Genomic DNA, 20,775 nt, shown 5'->3' on the forward strand with positions numbered 1-20,775 from the left:
TTCTTCGAGTATGCTATGATAACCTAAAAATATAAACCAACTAGATATAGCGTAAGCCTGCTAGATTTAGCACAATAGGTAGATTTTAGAATGAAGGAGTTGTTCTCATGTCTGTAGTTTTTAGACAAACAATGAATATTGATTTTGAAAGGTTGAATGAGGATATTCACTTATTCCCTCAGGTACATCCAGTTACCCCAGATATGAAAATAACTCACAAGGGTGTTTCCCGTTTGGTCATGCTAGACCGCTATACTTTTAAAGACAATGCAAAAATTACTCTTACTAACGGCGACTTTGTTGTTTTGACTATTAAAGAGGATCCAAAGTTTCCAGCTCGAGGTCTTGGATATATCCAGGAAATCGACTGGGAAAAGAAAAAAGCGAAAGTTTTAGTAGAAGAGGAATTTAGGGGAGTGCTCGATGATCCTGAAGAAGCTGCAACTGGTGTGATAGACAGGTCATTAGATGTCATTGAAAAGCCTTTAGAGCTCTTCTACGAGCAAATTGCGAAGCGGAATGCAACTGGTCTTGCTTCGGTCGAAGAGACGGAAGAGAAGCGAAGAGAATGGTCAGAACGGTTCTATCAAGAGCTTGTTAACATGAACTTCATTCCTGCAGGACGCGTTCTATACGGTGCTGGTGCAGATACGGATGTCACTTACTTCAATTGCTACGTAATGCCGTTCGTTCCCGACTCACGTGAAGGCATCTCTGATCATCGTAAGCAAGTGATGGAGATCATGAGCCGCGGAGGCGGTGTGGGAACAAATGGTTCGACACTCAGACCACGTAATACTTTGGCTAGAGGTGTGAATGGGAAATCATCTGGTTCGGTTTCATGGCTGGATGATATCGCGAAGTTGACGCATTTGGTTGAGCAGGGCGGATCCCGTTAACTAACTCCAACGGCGGGATTAAAATCTTGTGAATTGCTGGAACACCCTTAGAGCTTTATCAACCACAACGTGACTGGCAACGGTGAGCGTGATGGTTTGAAAATGATAAGGATTGGGCAATCAGCAGCGAAGCGTCTCTGGAAACGGAGATGAACGTTCAACGACTATTGAAACTCCCTAATTCTTACCATGAACACTTTATTTAAGAGAAGGTGTGAATTAGATGGAAGAAATGGGAGGAGTAAACCATAATGTACGGAGACGTCCTTATGGGGCACGAGACAAAGAAGAACTAATTATTTTGATTTTTAATCTTCATAAAGAAGGATTTAGCCAAGTAGATATAGCAAGAAAATTAAATATAAGTCGAGGAACTATAAAACTTTGGAACGATGAACTCAATTTTTTTAAGCCAAGATCACCTGGAGAAGCTGGAAAGCTAAAAAATAAAATTCATCAGTATGATGAAAATTATTTTAAAACAATTCAGACACCTAATCAGGCTTATTTATTAGGTTATATAACAGGTGATGGAACCATCGTTGACCGCATAAAATCAAAAAGATTGGTTCTATCATTAGCGGAAGAAGATAAGGAACTGCTATATGATATTGGTAAAGAACTGAAAATGGATGAGGCTATTAAGTTCAGAAAGAGAAATGCTCCCAATGAACAAAATAAATACTCATTAACAATTAGTTCCACAAAAATGTGTAATGACCTATTTGCTTTAGGTATTGGTCCTAGAAAAACTGGCATAGAAAAATGGATTAATTTTAATAAAGATGAACTCCAGTGGTCCTTTCTTAGAGGATTTTTTGATGCCGATGGTCATATTAGAGTATTTAAAAGAAATGGCTATCTAAAGGCGAGAATGGGGTTTACAGGAAATCCTGATATGCTAATGGGAATATTAACATTTTTAAAAACCAAAGGCTTTGCTAAAAATGTTAATTCAATAACACCTAAACAAGGTTGCTCAGACTTATATTTAAGTAGTATAAAAGAACTTGCTGTACTTGGAAAAGATCTATACAAATATGGAGATATTAAATTAAATCGAAAATATATAAAGTTTTCTTCTTTGATGATATAGTCTGATCTTACATGAAAGTGTGAGAGCTAGGCAGAAATGACCTGGCCACTCTTTAGAGTGTAACAAAAAAGCGTGGAGCTCAGATGATAATGCTAGCGGATTAATGAAGATGCACTAGTCCGCGTCATTCAAAAAATGAATGACTAGAAAATCGGGTGAATTGCAGGGAAATCCTTAGAGACTTGCAAGCTACAACGTGACTGGAAACGGTGAGCGTGAATGCTTTAAAAATTGCAGGTATTGGACAATCTGCAGCCAAGCGTCATAGGGCAAAGGTTATGGCGAAGGTTCAACGACTAGAGGGTGAGTCCCAACAATAAACCCTCATTAGCGCCCGGCCCCTAACAGATTTTAGCTGAGGGTGATGATATAGTCTAGACCGTCTGCTTACAAGCAGAATAAATATCCTGAAAGGGACGGTACGCACGTGGCATCCAGACATTATTGAATTTATTATATCTAAGATGCAAAATCCTAGAATTCTACGATTCTTAATTGAAAATACAAATGATGAAACGATAAAGAAACTTGCAAAAGATAAGTTAAAGTTCACACCGCTAACTCTAAGAGAAACGGCAATGTACCAGGGAATTGTAAATTATAAAAACATTCCCGGCTTCGGTGGCTTTGATGAAAACATCATTGCTGATGCAGAAGAAAAATTATTAACGGGTGGTAACTACACTGTCCATAATCCAGAGTTCCTTACAGGGGCCAACATCTCTGTCTGTTTAACAAAGGAATTTATGGAAGCTGTTGAAAACGATAGTGACTATGAACTCCGTTTCCCATATGTTGAACGATACAATCATGAGGAAATGAAAGTTTATAATGAAGAATGGCATAAAGTTGGCGACGTTCGTGAGTGGGAAAAACTTGGACATAAAGTACGGGTGTACAAAAAGTTCAAAGCGAAAGAGCTCTGGAACTTAATCAATATTTGTGCAACCTACTCAGCAGAACCGGGAATATTTTTTATCGACAATGCTAACGACATGACCAATGCAAAAGCATATGGACAACAAGTCGTTGCAACAAATCCGTGTGGGGAACAACCACTTGCACCATTTTCCGTCTGTAACCTTGCAGCTGTTAATCTCGCGGAGATGGCTGATAAGGAAACAGGACAAGTTGACTTTGAAAAGCTTAAGAAAACAGTAGCTGTAGGAGTACGGATGCAGGACAACGTTATTAATGCTACTCCATACTTCCTAGAAGAAAATAAAAAGCAGGCTCTTGGTGAACGACGTGTAGGGCTTGGAGTCATGGGCTTGCATGACATGCTTATTTATTGTGAAACGGAATATGGCTCACCAGAAGGAAACAAACTCGTTGACCAAGTATTTGAAATAATTGCAACTACTGCATATAGAACTTCAATTGAATTGGCAAAAGAGAAGGGGAGCTTCCCATTCTTGTCTGGTGAAACACCAAATGAAACCAATCGATTACGACAAGCTTTCATTGATACAGGATATATGAAAAAAATGCCAGAAGATATCCGCCAATCTATTTTAGAGTGTGGTATTAGAAATTCACATTTACTAACTGTTGCTCCAACGGGTAAAGATATTGCCCCCAGTGTTCGTAAGAGCGCTGCGTAAACTTAGCTATATGCGGGAAACCCTGGCGTATCTCTTTCTACCTTGTCTTGCCAACAATTAATAGGTAAAAAGGTAAGAGTGTTGGCGAAAGCCTACCAGACAATCCGCAGGGAAGTCGTGGCTGACCCCTCAACGACTACACGCTGAGCAACCATTAATAATGTAATGGTTGATGATATAGTCTGACCCATATGGCGACATATGGAGCGGGTACTAATAACCCCGCCCTCTAGAATTATCTTTATAGAGAGTAACAAAAGTGAGTACTGGAACAATGGTTGGCGTCTCCACCGGATTAGAGCCATATTTTTCATTCTCTTATTTCCGAAGCGGACGTCTCGGTAAATTTATCGAAGTAAAAGCGGATATCGTAAAAGAATACCTGGAGAAGCACCCTGAAGTCGATCCAGACAATCTTCCAAATTGGTTTATTTCATCGATGGAGCTTTCGACAGATGCACATGCAGATGTTCAATGTGTCATTCAGCGCTGGATTGACAGCTCCATCAGTAAAACTGTCAATGCACCAAAAGGGTATAGCGTAGAGCAGGTTGAAAAAGTATACCAGCGTTTATATCGCGGCGGGGCAAAAGGTGGAACTGTTTATGTTGATGGTTCACGCGATTCTCAGGTGCTTACACTTAAGGCTGAAGAAAATACTAATGAACAATTATCAATTTTTAATGAAAAACCCAAGCAGCATGTGGTACTTGTTGATACTATCAGTGAACTTCGCTCAACAAGTGTAACAATCGGATCTGAAGTAGGAAATACTTGCCCGGTTTGTCGAACTGGAAAAGTAAAAGAAATGGGTGGCTGCAATACATGTACAAACTGTGGTGCCCAATTAAAATGTGGTCTTTAATACGTTTTCTTAAAGTGGGGAGAAATCCCCCCTTTTTTTACATGATAAGAAATATCGAAATGGACATTTGTCCAGCTTCAGCGCCCTAGCAGTTCATAATATTGCATTTAAGTGGCGCATATTATGCTGGTTTTCCTAAAATAAAGTCGAATTTTGTAATATAACTGTAATCTACCTGTTACTTCGATGTTATGCTTTTTTTGTATATTAATAGTATCGAAGCACACAGGGGGATTAAACAAGATGTTGAAAAAAATCATGACAGCCATGATGGCTATGACAATTATTCTAAGTTCATTGTTTACCACTATGGGTGATAAAGCGGAAGCGGCCTATTACCATACAAAAGCAATCTCAGTAGCAAAAGCAAATCTCGGCGTACCATATCAATGGGGTGGATTAACACCAAGAGGATTTGATTGCTCTGGTTTAGTGAAATATTCTTTCGGCAAGGCTGGCAAAGTATTGCCACGGACGGCAGCTGAAATGTTCTACAACAAAGGATACCGTGTTAACTCATTGAGAACTGGAGACTTAATGTTCTTTGCACAAAATAAAGCAAGCAGACCTAGTCATGTTGCAATATACATAGGTGGCGGAAAAATGATTCAGTCTTCATCTTCAAAAGGTGTTTCAATTGCTTCTACAAGCAACAGTTATTGGAAACCAAGATTCATTGGTGCCAAACGTTTTTAATTATAAGTTAAGCGGTTTCAATACAAGTAAACGAGAAAGGACATCGCGTAAAACGATGTCCTTTTTACCTGCTTAATAAATTTTCTTCTTGTCCACCGTACTATTTATGATAGAAACTGATTAAAGATGTAAAAATGAGTTCATCTTTGGGAGTGGCTGATATGTATATAGACGGCGTTTTTTCTGGAGGAGGAATAAAAGGGTTTGCGTTGATTGGAGCCTACGAAGAAATAGAAAACAAAGGGTTACGGTTTGCAAGGGTGGCAGGTACGAGTGCAGGATCAATTGTTGCTGCCTTAATTGCTGCCGGCTACACAAGTAAAGAAATTTACCAGCTGCTTGACGAGTTAGATCTTTCAAAACTCCTGGATGCCCGCAAAACACTTATTCCTTTCCCATTTGCAAAATGGCTGTTTGTCTATTGGAAGCTGGGACTTTATAAAGGCAATGAGCTAGAAAAATGGATTTGTGAGAAACTTGAGGCCAAAGGATTAAGAACCTTCGCAGATTTGCCTCCACAATCACTGCGAGTTATAGGATCAGACCTTTCGAATGGGCAAATGATCGTTTTTCCTGATGACTTACAAAAGTATGGGATTTCACCTGATTCCTTCCCAATTGCCAAAGCAATTAGAATCAGCTGCAGTATCCCTTATTTCTTTGAACCAGTGAAAATGCGTTCGATGGACGGCATAAATGTTTTAGTGGATGGTGGAGTACTAAGCAATTTTCCTATGTGGCTTTTTGACAAAGAAAATGTACAAAAAATAAGACCTGTTCTGGGTATTAAATTAACTTCGAGTGAATATGAGCATGAAAAACATAAAATAAAAAACGCCATTCAACTATTTGGAGCTCTTTTCGAAACGATGAAGGATGCCCACGATTCTCGATATATTTCCAAAAAACACGTGAAGAATATCATTTTTATCCCTACCGAGGGTGTTTTATCCATGGAATTTCATTTAACTGAGGAAAGCAAACGAGAACTATACGATAGAGGAAAAGAGAAAGCAAAACAATTTTTGAAAACATGGGGATATTAATCCGTTAGCCACATATAAAAGTTTACATGAAAAAATCGAGCGCCTATAAAGACGCTCGATTTTTCTTTTTACCCTTTTTGCCGTCGATAACGGTTAAGTGAGCAGGAGATTTCTTTTTTGTCTTGTTGCTTTTCTTTAATGATGCAAGAGTCCCAAGAGTGGAGGTCTTTACAGTTGATTCTCCACCCTTTTGCTGTAATCGTTTTTTTGATTTTTTGGCGGCCTTAAGAAATGCACGCTGCTCTTTTTTCTGAGGGCTTGATTTGGAAAACTTTCTCACTACGAGATAAACAGCTAAAACAATCAATGCGATGACAGCTATTCTCTGAATGAAACCGGCAGGATTAGCTGTAAATGTACCAACAAGGCCAAGTAAAGCAAGAATGATAAGTCCCCCAACAACAACATTAACAAATGTCCGATTTTTCAAGAAAGCCACCTCCCTAAGAGCATCTTAAGCATTTTTTAAATCTTTTAAACACTTTAATACAAAAATTTAGACAATTTCTTCACTTTTAACAGAGTACTCAGATTCTTTCTCTCTTCTTAATAATTCGTTAAAAGAAAGGATTGCCACTTCTACTTGATCATTTTGTGGTTCCTTTGTTGTTAATAGTTGAAGCCAAAGCCCCGGAAGACCTAAATACTTCAACACTGGAACATCTCTTAGTTTGTTTGTTACCTGCAAAACTTCAAACGCTATTCCCAGCACAACAGGTATAAGGAGAAGCCGGTCAACAATCCGTAACCAAAGTGGGGATGTGGGAACCAGCATATAAACAAAAACACCAACAACGACTGTAAAAAGGATGAAACTACTTCCACAGCGGTAATGAAGACGGGAATGAGCCTGCACATTTTCAACTGTTAACTCGACTCCAGCTTCAAAAGTATTAATTACTTTATGTTCAGCTCCGTGATATTGAAACACTCTTTTTATCAATGGAGTAAGTGAGACAAAATAAATATAGGTTATTAATAAGATAAGTTTAAAAAAGCCTTCCACTAACACTTGCGCGAAATCAGAAGGAAAAATTGGTTTTGTCAGAACTGCAAGGAACACAGGAATCAGCGTAAAAGCAAATTTTCCAAATAAAAATGAAATAACACCAATTGCTGCCACACCAAGATACATGGTCAATTTAGAGACTTCTTTTTCTTTTATGATTTCATCTTCTTTTGGATCGATATCAAATCTCTCCGTTGAGAAGTTTAAATGTTTTGATCCATTTGCACTCGACTCAATAATAGCGATAATCCCCCGAAGAAAAGGGATTTTTTTTAGAATTGTAAAATAAGGATTTGCCTTCCGAGGCAAATGAAAATATTCAACAGATTGATCCTTTCTGCGTACCGCGGTAACATAATGATGCTTTCCGCCAAACATAACTCCTTCGACAACCGCCTGGCCGCCATAAACGGGTTTTTGAGAATTGGACATATACTTTACACCAACCTAATCTATAGTTGCACACCAGTTGAAAAGAAAAATCTGTATGTACTTAATTCTATTCTACTAGAAAAACGAAAAAACCTCTAGGAATGACATAATATTTCCAATTAAAAAGTTTTTTTTACCACGTAAGGGATTGAAATCAAGAGGGCATAATAAAAAATGGATTTTATTTTGGCCATAAATATTGCTAACTATGGGGCAGAATAACAAGAATATATAGCATTAAAGTTCCTTTCCGAATTACAGAATATAGATGGAGGTTGTTGCTATGATGAAAGAGCATAATCCGGGAAATTATCCTGTACCTATGTCTTTTCCAGTAATGGTATTTTGGACAGGATTTTTTGGAGGATTGTTTTGGGGATTGATTGGCTGCTTGGCTTCCTACTTAAGTTTTACAGAAATTCGTCCAAATGTCATCCTAGAACCATGGGCACTAGGGAATTGGAAGTACGGATGGCTGGGTACACTCATTTCCATCATATTAATTGGAATATGTTCAGTAGTTGCAGCATTTATTTACTATGCTGTGCTTAGAAAATTTACTGGGTTTTGGTTTGGTATGGGTTATGGCATTTTATTGTTTTTGGTGGTCTTCTTTGTTTTAAACCCACTTTTTCCAGGTATGAAACCAATTTTTGATTTGAACAGGGATACACTCATTACATCTGTTTGTATTTATATCGTATATGGAATCTTTATTGGTTATTCCATAAATTATGAGTATCAAAATACTAATGAGCAAGAAAATGAGGAAGCCACCTAAGTTTCGAATAGTCGGATTAGGCAGGTTATGATAAAATTATTTTGTCCTCATTGGATTTGAAAAGGAGAGTGGAGAGCAATGGAAAAAATAGAAAAATTAAGATCTAATTTTGCAACACTAGGAATTGATGGGATTTTAATCACTAGCCCATTTAATCGACGCTATATTTCAAACTTTACCGGCACTGCCGGCGCCGTATTAATTAGTGCTGAAAAGGCACTTTTCCTTACAGATTTCCGCTATATTGAACAAGCAACTAAACAATGCCAAGGTTTTGAAATAATTAAAACTTCAGGAACAATTCCTGAGGAGGTAGCAATACAAGTAAAAAATCTAGGAGTTCAAAAGCTCGGATTTGAAGAGGATTTTCTATCCTACTCCTCCTTTAAAGTATATGATAAAGAAGTTGAAGCTGAACTTGTTCCGTTTTCGGGTGTTATTGAAAAGTTACGCTTGATAAAGACAGATGCAGAGATTAAGATATTAAAGGTAGCAGCTGATATCGCTGATGCTGCATTTAAGCATATTTTAGACTTTATTCGTCCAGGAAAAACCGAACTAGAAGTATCTAATGAATTAGAGTTCTTTATGAGGAGAGCTGGTGCTACTTCCTCATCATTCGATACAATTGTTGCTTCGGGTTATCGCTCTGCACTTCCACATGGTGTGGCAAGTGACAAGATCATTGAAACAGGGGACATTGTAACAATGGACTATGGCTGTTATTACAATGGATATGTTTCAGATATTACAAGAACAGTTGCTGTCGGAGAACCTGACGCAAAGCTTAGAGAAATTTATGATGTGGTACTTGAAGCCCAATTACGTGGAATGGCTGGGATTAAACCAGGTTTAACAGGTAAGCAAGCAGATGCAATTACGCGAGACTACATAACAGAAAAAGGATATGGTGAATACTTCGGTCATTCGACTGGTCATGGGATCGGCCTTGAAGTACATGAGGGTCCTGGATTATCTAAGAAGTCTGATATCATCTTAGAACCTGGAATGGTGGTAACATGCGAACCAGGTATTTATATCCCTGGTCTTGGTGGCGTTCGGATTGAAGATGATACATTGATTACGAATGACCTAAATGAAGCACTCACACATTCTACAAAAGAACTAATTATACTGTAATGATTTTAGGAGGATTTTATTATGATATCTGTTAATGATTTTAAAACAGGATTAACAATTGAAGTTGATGGCGGGCTATGGCGTGTCCTTGATTTCCAACACGTAAAGCCTGGTAAGGGAGCAGCTTTTGTTCGTTCCAAGCTTCGTAACCTTCGTAATGGAGCAATTCAAGAAAAAACCTTCCGTGCAGGTGAAAAAGTAGAGAAGGCTCAAATTGATAACCGTAAAATGCAATATCTTTATGCTAGTGGTGATAATCATGTGTTTATGGATATGGAATCTTACGAGCAAGTAGAACTTCCTGCTTCAAGCATTGAGTATGAATTAAAGTTCTTGAAAGAAAACATGGAAGTTCAAATTATGATGTTTAATTATGAGACTCTTGGAGTTGAATTGCCAAACAATGTAATCTTAGAGGTTGCTGAAACAGAACCGGGAATTAAAGGGGATACATCTTCCGGCGGAACGAAGTCAGCTACGCTTGAAACAGGTCTTCATGTTCAGGTTCCGTTCTTCATCAACCAAGGTGATAAGTTAATCATCAATACTACCGATAGTTCATACGTATCGCGTGCATAATCAATACCAAAAGCCTTAATCCGAATTTTGTCGGATTAAGGCTTTTTTTAACAAAATCTCCATAGTTTCTCCTAAGTTTCTGCACACTTTTTCAATATATTGAGGGTGTAGAAAAAATAAAGGAGAAGATAAAAATGAACATGACACATTATATGGGATTACTTGCTGACAATCAGCCTTGGAATTTGTTAATTTTTATGGCCGTACCAGTAATTTGTGCTGAAATCCTAGCTATTTCGGAAATAGCGATATTATTTACAAGAAAATTAGACGGTGCTTTGAAAAAGTTGAATAAAGTAACAGGCATATTTGCTGGCTTTTATTTTACAGGAATATTCATTTTCTTAATGAAAACTGCTTACATCCCACTGACAGTAAACGGAGAGTGGAAGGGCTGGATTGATGTTGTCGCAGTAACCTTCTATTTGCTAGGAATTATCCCATTCCTTGGCATGGCTCTGCTTGATTTAGGTTTTATTTATAGAAATAAAACAGAAGAAGAAAAGTTAAAAATACATGCGATTTTTGTTAGTATTTTCCTAGTGGTTGCCCATATTGCAATGATTTTCGGAATGATCGATCCTGCGCTTGGAACAGGTTCCAGTTCTAGCCATGATATGATGAATATGTAGTTAAAATCCAACATTTTAGCCTGATGCAGGGAGATTTTAGCCCTATTGTCACTATAACTTACTTAAAACTTCACTAAATAGTAAGAATTAGTTACTTATTGGCTAATTTCTATTTGCTAAACTGAAGTAGTAGTAAAAAATAAAAGGAAGGGGTGCACAGAAAATGAAGCGAATTACATCTCTCTTGTTCCTTGGCATTTTGTTTGCTATTGTGGCCGCTGGCTGCAGTTCGAAACTCAGTGATCAAAGTTGGAAACTTGATAAAAAACATTCGCCACTGCCTGATTTTGTTCTAAATACATCAGAAAAAATTCAAGAAACGTATGTTATGGCAGCAACTTATCCAGAAGTTGTAGCTTCTGTCCCATGCTATTGTGGATGTGTTGTCGAAGGACATAAGAGCAATTTAGATTGCTTTGTCAAACAAGTTGGCGAAGATAATGCAGTAACAGAATGGGATCAACACGGAATATCTTGCGACACCTGCATTGATATTGCCAGAGATGCAGTTGAAATGCATCTAAGCGGAAAAAGTACTAATAAAATTTATCAATTAATCACTGGAAAATATGAAGATATTGGGGAACCAACCCCAACACCTGAACCGAAGTAAGGGGTAACCCATGAAGAAAATACTAATCGGATTTTATATTTTGATTATTATTGGAATTATTATTTGTTTAAGTAATAGCAATATATTTGATAGTAAGAAATCAGAAGCTATTGCGGCAGGTGAAAAGATATATAACAAGAATTGTATATTTTGTCACGGCGCTACAGGAAAAGGAGAAGGCTCAAAAACAGGGACAGCTTTAGGCAGTCAGAATTTTTTAAGTTCCGTCTCCGATAAAGACCTGTATAACTATGTGAAATATGGAAGAGAAGGCACAGTCATGCCAGCTTACGGTCCAAGAATGTCCGATAAAGATTTAAAAAATCTTGTTGCTTTTATTAGAGATTGGCAGTCAGAAGAAATCGAGCTGGATGCACCAAAAACGATTTCAGGCGATCCTGAAAATGGAAAAGCACAATATAATTTATATTGTCTAAACTGTCATGGCGATGCAGGGGCAGGTAAGGACAAAATGGGAACCGCTCTCTCGAATCCACAATACCTGAAATATACAACTGATAAGCAAATATGGATTGAAACAGCCTACGGTCGTGAAGAAACACGGATGGGTCCTTCGTTAAAGGGGCTTGAAGGTGCACGGCAGCTCAAAGAAAAGGATATTACTGATATTGTTACCTATATCCGATCTTTGGAGAAGAAATAAATTGAATACAACATGAGGGCCTGAATCTTTCAAGTGGTTCAGGTCTTTTTGTGCATTAATGAAAGGTGGAAATCCAGCTATGTCAAGCACCATAAACACAGTAAAGGAAGGATTTTAAAATAAGTTTTTTGACTATTTTTAAATTGTGAACATTCTGTGGTGGTTTTTTGACGAAAACGCAACGATTTTAATCCTTTAACAAAATGTTCAAGAGTGATTCAACAAATAGGGGCGGATAACGATTATATTTATTTCTAAGAGGACTATAGTGAAAAATAGTACTTACTAGATATAAGTTTTTCAAGTCAAGGAGGATTAAGATGCTTAAAAATAAGTTGTTGGCATTATTCGTAATCGTATCATTTTTAACGAATTTCATCATCCCAAAGGCTAGTGCTGAAACAGTCTTTCAGGCAGAAAAATTTCCTTTTAAGGAAATGCAAGTTCAAGTAATGCCAGAGTTTGATTATCCAGAAGGTTGGTCGCGAGAAACCCCTTCCTTACTAGTTGGTCAATATGGAACGATTACCAATAAAAGTGGTCAAGATTATGATGGAAAGATTGAAATTCCTGTACCAGCATCGGAAAAAGGCTTTGAGGCCTTCTTGGTAGCAGAATTCCCAGAAAAAAATAAGCCTGAAGTTCAGCGCCCATATGATGTTGATAAAGAAAACGGGATCATAACCTGGAAGCCAGCTAAGGCGATTAAGAATAATGAAACCTACGAATTTGTCATTGAGTACTATACTAAGTCAATTGACGTAAAGGACAACAAGGCTCTTACATATGAACTTAAAAATAAAGCTGACATCGGGCTTTTAGATGTTATCTTCTATGCCCCAATGGATGCTAAAGAAATAAAAATTGAGCCAAAAGCAGAAAACAATTCGAAGAATGAATACGGAGAAGAGCTCTATTACTACCAATACAAAAATGTAAAGGCAGATGCAGGCTTAAAGTACTCTTTCTCATATAAAAAAGATGGCACGGAATCAACAATGGAAGCTATTAATAAAAAGCAGCCGCCAAATGATGAAAATCATAGTGGTGTAAGTGCAACAGACCAAGTTGTTAAAAACGGAGCAGCCACCAAATCTACAAAGCAGCCAATTATCGGACTGGGTGGTGCGTCGATCATCGGAATAGCGATTATCATTGCCGGACTATTTGTCTTCCTAGGTTTAAAAGGGAATACTCAATCATCAGCTAAGAGCACAAAACAAAATAAAAAACAACCAAAGAAAACAACTTCAACGGTTAAAAAAGACAGCAAAGTAGCAAATTCTGATGAGAAGAAGGAGCTGCGGAAAAAACTATTAACTGGAAAGATAGACCAAGAAATGTACGATGAAGAAATGAAAAAATTAATCTAATGAGGTGAGAAGAATGAAAAAAAATACGATTATCATGCTTGGCGGGTTTATTATTGCAGGAGCTATTGTTTTCCTTCTGATGGCAGCAACGCCGGGGTCAAGTGGTGTAGAGTTAACTTTGAAAGAGCTTATCGCAACACAGAATCAGCATAAGGATGATTTTGTTACTGTAGAGGGATTATTAATTGAAGATTCAATCAAATGGAATCCAGACAAAATTGAATTGAAATTTGATGTAAAAGATAACGACGGTAATCTAATGCATGTTATTCATCATGGTACCAAGCCAGATAACTTTGCAGAAGGTGTGATAACTATTCTCCAAGGGGCTCCAACCGAAAAGGATACCTTTGTGGCTGAAACAGTTAAAACAAGATGTCCATCTAAATATGAAGGAAAAGATATCAAAGAGTATGATCCTGCGACACATAAAGATAAGTTAAATAAAACACCGCAAGAAAAATAACAGGCTAACTTAAGAAGGTGACGAAATGTATTTATTTGCCAACGCGACAATTTATATAGGCTTAGCCGTTGCAATTTATTCACTCCTCATAATCACATTGGGGATAAGCACAAAAAATCAAAAGTTCGTTAACAGCGGAAAGGGCGGATTGATAGCATTATTAGTCTGCTCATCATTTGCAATGCTTTCCTTGTTCTACCTTTTAGCAACATCTCAATTTCAATATGAATATGTTCATGACTACACAAGTAGTGAACTGCCAGTTATATATAAGCTAACTGCACTATGGGCTGGTAACGCAGGTTCGTTGTTATTGTGGACCTTCTTCCTAACGCTTTATTCATTTATGATTGCATTTTCAAGGAAGTTAAAAGGCAATCCGATGGTGCCGTATATTTCTGCAATTTTACTTGCAAATGCAGTTTTCTTCTTCTTTATTCTAGGTTTTGTGGCGAAACCTTTCATTCTATTAAATGAAATTCCAATAGAAGGAAAAGGATTAAATCCAATGCTGCAAAATCCAGGAATGATTATTCATCCTGTCACACTTTATCTTGGATATGTGGGGCTTGCCATTCCATTTGCTTTTGCAATGGCGGCACTTATCTTAAAAAATGTTGATGATTTCTGGATTAAAATGACAAGACGTTGGACAATAATTGCTTGGTTATTTTTAAGTCTTGGAAATATCTTTGGCGGTCAATGGGCATATGTTGAACTTGGCTGGGGTGGTTACTGGGCATGGGATCCAGTTGAAAATGCCTCCTTTATGCCATGGTTAACTGCAACTGCGTTCTTACATTCCGTAATGATTCAAGAGCGGAAAAACATGTTGAAAATTTGGAATATCAGCTTAATCATTGTTTCATACGCACTTACCTTATTCGGTACTTTCTTAGTGCGAAGCGGCGTCCTGACTTCTGTCCATGCCTTTGCGAATTCAAACCTGGGATTATACTTCCTAATCTTTATGGGTGTGGCAGTAATCGGAGCACTTTATGTGTTAATGAGCCGTTACAACCTGCTAAAACGCAGTGCTGGGGAATTCAATTCCTTCGTTTCCAAAGAGAGTAGTTTCTTAGTTAACAATTTACTACTAGTTGGAGCAGCCTTTGCTGTATTTTGGGGAACAATCTTCCCGCTAGTATCTGAAGCAGTTCGCGGTACTAAAGTAACGGTTGGATTACCATTCTTTAACAAAGTGGAAGCACCAATTCTACTATCAATGATGTTTGTTATGGCGGTTTGTCCAATGCTTGCTTGGCAAAAATCTACCGTGAAAAATCTTCAGAAGAACTTCATGATTCCTGCTATCCTTGCCGTTATTGGCATGATTTTGATGGTTGTGTTGGGTATTCAAAAGGCATGGGCAGTCATAGGTTACGGAGTTATCATTCTATTATTAATCACCCACTTCTTAGAGTTTTATAGAGGTGTAAAAGCTAGAAGAAAGATGACGAAAGAAACACCTTTAGTAGCGCTGTACCGCTTAATGATTCGAAACCGTCGCAGATATGGCGGGTACATCGTGCATCTTGGGATTGCTTTTATAACGATGGGGATTATTGGCTCACAGAATTATGATTTAGAAACAATGAAAACAGTCGATTTAGGGCAGTCAATCGAATTAAAAGATTATCGTATCAACTATGATCGACTTGATCAGAAAAAGGAAGGCATCAACGATATCGTCTATGCCGATGTTACAGTTTTTAGAAACGGTAAAAAACTAGGTACTTATCAACCTGAAAAGGTGTTTTATGGTAACTGGGAACAGCCATCTTCCGAAGTGGCCATTATTTCTTCACTTAAGGAAGACTTATATATCGTATTAAGTGCATGGGAAGATGACGGTAAAGCTACATTTGTTGTAAAAGTAAATCCAATGATGAACTGGTTATGGATTGGTTCTTTTATGATTGTTATTGGAGCCCTCTTCGCAGTTTGGAACGGAAAATATGGAAATGTCACTCCGAGATACACAGGAGTACGCAGAGAGGTGTCTTAATATGAAAAATAAACTTTATATTGGCCTTCTCATCATAGCGTTTATCTTTCAGGGCTCATTCCTTCGTGTCGAAGCAGCAAAACAGTTTGACTATAAGTCTCCTGAATTCAAAGCTGTTGCCCAACAATTTGCCTGCACTTGCGGCTGTGGTCAGGATCATTATGAATGTGACCCCAATACATGCAACCTTACTACTGAGTTCAAAGCAGACTTAGTAGGTATGATGAATAAGGGCTGGGATAAGGATAAAATCCGTGCCTATTATGTCAATATTTATGGTGAAGAGATATTAACTTCGCCTGAGAAAAGCGGTTTTAGCTTAACTGCTTGGGTCCTTCCGTTTGTTGTACTAGGAGTAGCTGGAATTGCTGTATTCTTCATCATCCGTAAATGGGTTAAGAAGAAGGGGACAGATGAACCTGTTGCTGAATGCCAAAACACAGAGGATGAAGTAGAAGGAGAAATTCTATCATCCATGATAGATGAAGAACGCAAAAAGTATCTTTAGGATGTGAACAGAATGCAAGATATCACAATCATTTCGATGATTTTTACTACCATATTGGCATTGGCTTGCCTATTTCTAATATTATCACCGTTATTCAAATGGGATACTTATTTACAGGTTAGTTCAAAAGGTCAGGATATCGGGGCGTCGAAAGAAGCACTATTAACAACTCTTAATGAAATAGAATTTGAGTACAAGATGGATAAAATCTCAAATGCTGATTATAAAATTTTAAAGAAACAATACGAAACAGAAGTTGCCGTCATTATGAAGGAAGAAGAACAATTAATGGAAACAAATGTTGATAAAGATCTAATGGACGAAGTAGAGAAAGAAATTGAAGCTCAAATGAAATCCTATAAGAACAAAAAGGGGGAAGGAAAGTGATCAAAAAAATCACAGTTTTCTTCCTCGGAATAATGCTGTTAATCCCGTTTCACGGATTAGCAGCATCTGATTCGAAGGTTTCAATTGATATGCATTATCTCGTTGTCAGCCCGGTTGAAGACGGCTCAACAAATATGATGAATATGGTTAACTACACAAATACCGCTGCTGAGGAATATAAAGGTGACGGAAAAAGTGAAGCCGTACTAAAGGTCACTCTACCTGAGGGAGCAAAAGATCTAAACTTTTTAGACAATCAAATTGCTTTTAAAGAAGTTGACAAAGGCTTCATTACAACGACGCCAATTCCAGCCAATCAGACCCAAGTATTGCCTTACAGTTATAGGATGGGCAAGGGAGAAAAAATTAATTTTAAATCTGACTATCCTGTTCAAATGATGCAAATTCTCGTTCCGGAAGGAAGAGGGAGCATTGTAGTTAAAGGTGCTGTGGCTACAAGTCAAGGTAGTTTCAAATTTGATGACGAAAATTATTTTGGATGGAGTATTGAAGGGATAAAAGCTAACCAGGCGTTTACTCTTGAATATAACAAAGATGTACAGCCCGCAGCGAATGAGACAAAAAAGTCTGAAACAACGAGTGAGAGTAATAGTTCAGTTACACACACTGCGCCTGCTTTTCATAATCCCGGTCATCTTAGGATTTGGGCACAGTCGCCATTACATCGATTTAATCCACATGTCTTTATGATTATTTTATTAGCGATAGTAATTGCGGGAATCTCCTACTATATCTATTTTAGAAGGAAAGCAAGGCTGGAAGAAGAAAGACTGGGAGCAGATAAGGAAGAGAATGCCTTTAAACTGTTAATGACAAAGCAAAAAGCAATCATGGATAAGATTATTGAATTGGAAGAATCCTTCGGTGATGGGAAGCTATCAGAGGCTGAATACCATGCAAAGCTTGAAGCCTATAAACAGCATCTTGTCCAAGTAAAAATAAAATTACGTAATTTTGTTGAGTAGTAGCTGGGATGGGAGAGACAGCAAATGATAGAAATAAAAAAGCTAACGAAGCAGGCTGACAATAAGCTCATCCTGCGTGGTGTAGACCTCTCAATCAAAAAAGGAGAAACGGTTGCCATTCTAGGACCAAATGGTGCAGGAAAAAGTACGCTGCTTAAAGTGCTTGCAACCTTAATCAAGCCTACATCAGGAGTTATTAAGATTAATGGTATGGATTTGAAAAAGAATCATATCGAAATAAAAAAAATAATGGGTTATTTACCCCATTCCAGTTTGCTTTACGATCATTACACTCCATTAGAAAATCTTATTTTCTTTGGGAATATCTATGGTGTTAAAAATGTAGAACAACGAGCGATTGCACTTGTCAAAGAGGTAGGATTATCTTTCTTTTTAAATGAACCGGTCAAGAATTTTTCTCGCGGAATGATTCAAAGAATTGCGATTGCACGAGCGATTGTCCATGAGCCGGAGATTCTCCTTCTGGACGAACCGCACACAGGATTAGACCAAGGAGCAATTGTGATTCTTAACAACGTTATTCTTTCCATGAAAGCTAAAGGTACGACTACCCTAATGGTTACACATGATTTTAAACAGGCAGCAGAAATCTGTGACAGAATCATTATTGTAAAAAATGGAAAAATTGTCGATGATTTTAGAATTGAAAATCACAACTTAGGTTTTGTTTCTGAAAAGTATGAGCAATTAGTGGAGGGAGTATCATGAACATTTTTCGAACAGCCCTCTTACTAGCCCAAAAGGATTTATATTCTGAATTAAAAACGAAACAAATTATGGTGACACAAATTATTTTCGCAGGTCTTGTGATTGTTGTTTTCAGCTTTGCTTTTGACCCTGCTAATAACACAACAAAAGCAGTTATTCCGGGAGTCATTTGGGTAATTATCGTCTTTGCAGGGATATTGGGTCTTAATAGATCATTTATTTCCGAGCAGCGTAATGACACGATGCAAGGTTTATTGGTAGCTCCAATGGAAGCAGCCAGCATTTATTTAGGAAAGTTCATAGCCAACTTCGCAATGATGTTGATTGTAGAACTTGTTTCAATCCCGTTTTTGTTTTTATTGTTTGATTTCAAATTCTATGGTAGTATTCCATATTTTATTTTAGTAGTTTTCCTAGGCAGTTTTGGATTTATCGCGATTGGTACATTCTTAGCTGCTTTGGCAGCCAATTCTAAAAGCAGTGAAATGCTGCTTCCACTATTGCTGTTTCCGATTACAACGCCAATCCTAATTGGTGTAGTTCAAGCAACAAGAATTATCTTAACGAATATGGAGAAATTTTCAAGCGCGGTAGCATGGATTCAGTTGGTCACAGCGTACGATATTATCTTCTTTGTTGTTTGTTTCTTATTAATTGATTATGTGCTGGAGGTTTAAGTGATGAGTATGAATCTCGAACGAGAGAAAGCAGTGCTTCCTGGATCTCAATTGACTGTTAAAAAAAGCCTAGATATTTCTAAGATTTTGTTTGGTGCTACAGTTATATCCATGTTGGTTGCCCTTTATTTTATCTTTATCTTTGCTGCTGAAGAAGTGACGATGGGAGCAGCCCAAAAAATATTTTATTTTCATGTTAGCTCTGCATGGCTGGCATTTATGTCGTTTTTTGTAACATTTGTGTTTAGTATATTGTTTTTAATTAAGCGGAAAAGGATATTTGATACGTATGCTTATATTTCTGCTGAAATCGGTGTGGTCTTTACAGTCATCGTCTTAACAACCGGCCCTATCTGGGCAAAATCATCTTGGAATACTTGGTGGGTTTGGGAACCGCGTTTAATTACTACGTTAATTCTGTTTTTTATCTATATTGCCTACATTATGATTCGTCAAATGGATGGTGTATGGGATAAAAAAGCTAGACTCGCTGCTGTATTTGGAATTATTGGGTTTGCGGATGTTCCGATTGTATTTTTCGCGATTCGCTGGTGGCAAACAAAGTTTCATCCAATCGTATTTGGTGAGGGTCCTTCTCAAAAAGGCGGAGGCATTGAGGGTACGATGCTAGTAGCACTGTTTGTTTCACTTGCTGCATTCACTATTCTTTATTCTTATCTTCTCCATAAAGGTGTATCTTTTGAAAAAATGAAAATTAAAGTCGAGCGTTATAAAGAAAAATTAAGAGAAGACTTGGAAAACTAGGAGGAATTGATCATGGGTTTTGAATTTATGTATGGTGCCTATTCTGTTGCATGGGTAGTTATTTTTGGATATATGGTAATACTCGGCAAAAGACATACCAAGCTTAAGAAGGAAATTGAATTCCTAAAACAACTAGAAAAATAAACTAGTATTGATAATTAGGCCTGTGAAGTATTAACAGGCCTTTTGCATAGTACTTTACTGGTGTCAGGAGGAAATACGATGAACAATCGGGTCATCAAATTACTCGTATTGATTCTTATTGTTGGTATGTTTGGTTTCTTTGGTTATAGTATGGTAACAAAAGGCGAGCATACAGATGTTGGTGATAAGGCATATAATTTTTCGATGCCAAATTTGGACGGAAGTACAGCTAAACTCACTGATTTTAAGGGTAAAGTAGTTATTTTGAACTATTTTGCAAGTTGGTGCGCTCCATGTAAAGAAGAGTTACCAGAATTAGAAGCTTTCCAAAAAGAATATGGTGATCAATATCATTTTCTTATGATTAATCGTGGCGAGACCATGGATAAGATTAACAAAGTAACAAAGAATAATAAAGCTGGAATGAACTATTTGTTCGATTATAATGCGAAGGTTTCAAAAATGTATAATGTGACAGGGCAGCCTGAAACATTTGTGATTGATAAACAGGGAATTATTAGAGAGCACTTTAATGGCCCTGTTACTGAAATGCAATTATATAATTGGGCAAAGAAGTATGATAAATAAATTCTCAAAAAAGGATTGAACCTGATTTCAGGTTTAATCCTTTTTTTTAGGTGTTGATAAATTTGCTTGTTGATTTCCACTCCAGGCG

22 protein-coding genes and 3 pseudogenes are annotated in these 20,775 nt (G+C 37.5%); 23 read left to right on the top strand and 2 right to left on the bottom strand.

Going from position 1 to position 20,775, the window contains the following annotated elements:
* Positions 1–107 precede the first annotated feature (107 nt).
* The 6 genes and pseudogenes from BDR01S_RS14440 to BDR01S_RS14465 all read left to right on the top strand — a co-directional run.
* Positions 108–896: pseudogene (locus BDR01S_RS14440) on the top strand (ribonucleotide reductase barrel domain-containing protein); the annotation flags it as partial.
* Between the two features lie 226 nt (positions 897–1,122).
* Complete coding sequence (locus BDR01S_RS14445) at positions 1,123–1,995, top strand: LAGLIDADG family homing endonuclease (RefSeq protein ID WP_066257552.1); 873 nt, start codon at positions 1,123–1,125, stop codon at positions 1,993–1,995.
* 428 nt (positions 1,996–2,423) lie between these two features.
* A pseudogene (locus tag BDR01S_RS14450) lies at positions 2,424–3,560 on the top strand (ribonucleotide reductase barrel domain-containing protein); the annotation flags it as partial.
* A 301-nt stretch (positions 3,561–3,861) separates the two neighbouring features.
* Positions 3,862–4,464, top strand: a pseudogene (locus BDR01S_RS14455) (ribonucleotide reductase barrel domain-containing protein); the annotation flags it as partial.
* A gap of 243 nt (positions 4,465–4,707) precedes the next feature.
* Positions 4,708–5,160: a C40 family peptidase gene (locus BDR01S_RS14460; RefSeq protein ID WP_066257548.1), complete on the top strand. Its 453-nt coding sequence runs from the start codon at positions 4,708–4,710 to the stop codon at positions 5,158–5,160.
* 161 nt (positions 5,161–5,321) lie between these two features.
* Positions 5,322–6,206: a patatin-like phospholipase family protein gene (locus tag BDR01S_RS14465; RefSeq protein WP_066257546.1), complete on the top strand. Its 885-nt coding sequence runs from the start codon at positions 5,322–5,324 to the stop codon at positions 6,204–6,206.
* A gap of 43 nt (positions 6,207–6,249) precedes the next feature.
* Here BDR01S_RS14465 and BDR01S_RS14470 read toward each other — a convergent pair whose 3' ends face one another.
* On the bottom strand, positions 6,250–6,645 hold the full coding sequence (locus BDR01S_RS14470) for an SA1362 family protein (protein WP_280513223.1): 396 nt from the start codon (positions 6,643–6,645) through the stop codon (positions 6,250–6,252).
* Positions 6,646–6,702: 57 nt separating this feature from the next.
* Positions 6,703–7,647, bottom strand: a complete 945-nt coding sequence (locus BDR01S_RS14475) for a DUF1385 domain-containing protein (protein ID WP_066257541.1) — start codon at positions 7,645–7,647, stop codon at positions 6,703–6,705.
* 283 nt (positions 7,648–7,930) lie between these two features.
* On the opposite strand from BDR01S_RS14475, the gene BDR01S_RS14480 reads away from it, so the two are divergent.
* The 17 genes from BDR01S_RS14480 to BDR01S_RS14555 all read left to right on the top strand — a co-directional run bounded on the left by BDR01S_RS14480 (position 7,931) and on the right by BDR01S_RS14555 (position 20,687).
* Complete coding sequence (locus tag BDR01S_RS14480) at positions 7,931–8,428, top strand: YqhR family membrane protein (protein ID WP_066257539.1); 498 nt, start codon at positions 7,931–7,933, stop codon at positions 8,426–8,428.
* Between the two features lie 78 nt (positions 8,429–8,506).
* The gene (locus BDR01S_RS14485; RefSeq protein ID WP_066257537.1) at positions 8,507–9,568 is read left to right on the top strand and encodes a M24 family metallopeptidase; all 1,062 of its coding nucleotides are present in this window, start codon (positions 8,507–8,509) and stop codon (positions 9,566–9,568) included.
* Positions 9,569–9,589: 21 nt separating this feature from the next.
* Positions 9,590–10,147, top strand: a complete 558-nt coding sequence (gene efp / locus BDR01S_RS14490; protein WP_066257534.1) for an elongation factor P — start codon at positions 9,590–9,592, stop codon at positions 10,145–10,147.
* Between the two features lie 134 nt (positions 10,148–10,281).
* Complete coding sequence (locus BDR01S_RS14495; RefSeq protein WP_066257533.1) at positions 10,282–10,779, top strand: DUF6803 family protein; 498 nt, start codon at positions 10,282–10,284, stop codon at positions 10,777–10,779.
* A 163-nt stretch (positions 10,780–10,942) separates the two neighbouring features.
* Positions 10,943–11,392 (top strand): PCYCGC motif-containing (lipo)protein, encoded by a 450-nt coding sequence (locus BDR01S_RS14500; RefSeq protein WP_066257531.1) that lies wholly within the window; start codon positions 10,943–10,945, stop codon positions 11,390–11,392.
* 10 nt (positions 11,393–11,402) lie between these two features.
* A complete protein-coding gene (locus BDR01S_RS14505) occupies positions 11,403–12,056 on the top strand; it encodes a c-type cytochrome (RefSeq protein ID WP_066257527.1) in 654 nt (217 codons plus the stop codon).
* 320 nt (positions 12,057–12,376) lie between these two features.
* Complete coding sequence (locus BDR01S_RS14510; protein WP_066257525.1) at positions 12,377–13,429, top strand: hypothetical protein; 1,053 nt, start codon at positions 12,377–12,379, stop codon at positions 13,427–13,429.
* Positions 13,430–13,442: 13 nt separating this feature from the next.
* Positions 13,443–13,895 carry a cytochrome c maturation protein CcmE gene (locus tag BDR01S_RS14515; protein ID WP_066257521.1) on the top strand — a complete coding sequence of 151 codons (453 nt, stop codon included), beginning with the start codon at positions 13,443–13,445 and terminating at the stop codon, positions 13,893–13,895.
* Between the two features lie 25 nt (positions 13,896–13,920).
* Positions 13,921–15,903, top strand: coding sequence for a heme lyase CcmF/NrfE family subunit (locus BDR01S_RS14520; RefSeq protein ID WP_066257517.1), 1,983 nt, complete (start codon positions 13,921–13,923; stop codon positions 15,901–15,903).
* Position 15,904: 1 nt separating this feature from the next.
* Positions 15,905–16,411 carry a cytochrome c-type biogenesis protein gene (locus tag BDR01S_RS14525; protein ID WP_066257515.1) on the top strand — a complete coding sequence of 169 codons (507 nt, stop codon included), beginning with the start codon at positions 15,905–15,907 and terminating at the stop codon, positions 16,409–16,411.
* Between the two features lie 12 nt (positions 16,412–16,423).
* Positions 16,424–16,798, top strand: coding sequence for a hypothetical protein (locus BDR01S_RS14530; protein ID WP_066257514.1), 375 nt, complete (start codon positions 16,424–16,426; stop codon positions 16,796–16,798).
* Positions 16,795–17,784, top strand: a complete 990-nt coding sequence (locus BDR01S_RS14535; RefSeq protein ID WP_066257511.1) for a hypothetical protein — start codon at positions 16,795–16,797, stop codon at positions 17,782–17,784. The genes BDR01S_RS14530 and BDR01S_RS14535 overlap by 4 nt, the downstream gene beginning before the upstream one ends.
* 24 nt (positions 17,785–17,808) lie before the next feature.
* Positions 17,809–18,513, top strand: a complete 705-nt coding sequence (locus tag BDR01S_RS14540; protein WP_066257509.1) for an ABC transporter ATP-binding protein — start codon at positions 17,809–17,811, stop codon at positions 18,511–18,513.
* A complete protein-coding gene (locus tag BDR01S_RS14545) occupies positions 18,510–19,190 on the top strand; it encodes a heme exporter protein CcmB (protein WP_066257507.1) in 681 nt (226 codons plus the stop codon). Before BDR01S_RS14540 ends, BDR01S_RS14545 begins: the two co-directional genes overlap by 4 nt.
* 3 nt (positions 19,191–19,193) lie before the next feature.
* Complete coding sequence (locus tag BDR01S_RS14550) at positions 19,194–19,955, top strand: cytochrome c biogenesis protein (RefSeq protein WP_082797429.1); 762 nt, start codon at positions 19,194–19,196, stop codon at positions 19,953–19,955.
* A 12-nt stretch (positions 19,956–19,967) separates the two neighbouring features.
* Positions 19,968–20,099, top strand: a complete 132-nt coding sequence (locus tag BDR01S_RS24920; protein WP_082797430.1) for a CcmD family protein — start codon at positions 19,968–19,970, stop codon at positions 20,097–20,099.
* Between the two features lie 78 nt (positions 20,100–20,177).
* Entirely contained in the window at positions 20,178–20,687 is a 510-nt protein-coding gene (locus tag BDR01S_RS14555; RefSeq protein WP_066257505.1) for a TlpA family protein disulfide reductase, read from the top strand.
* Positions 20,688–20,775 lie beyond the last annotated feature (88 nt).

It is taken from the genome of Neobacillus drentensis NBRC 102427 (assembly GCF_001591445.1).
Taxonomy (GTDB): domain Bacteria; phylum Bacillota; class Bacilli; order Bacillales; family Cytobacillaceae; genus Neobacillus; species Neobacillus drentensis.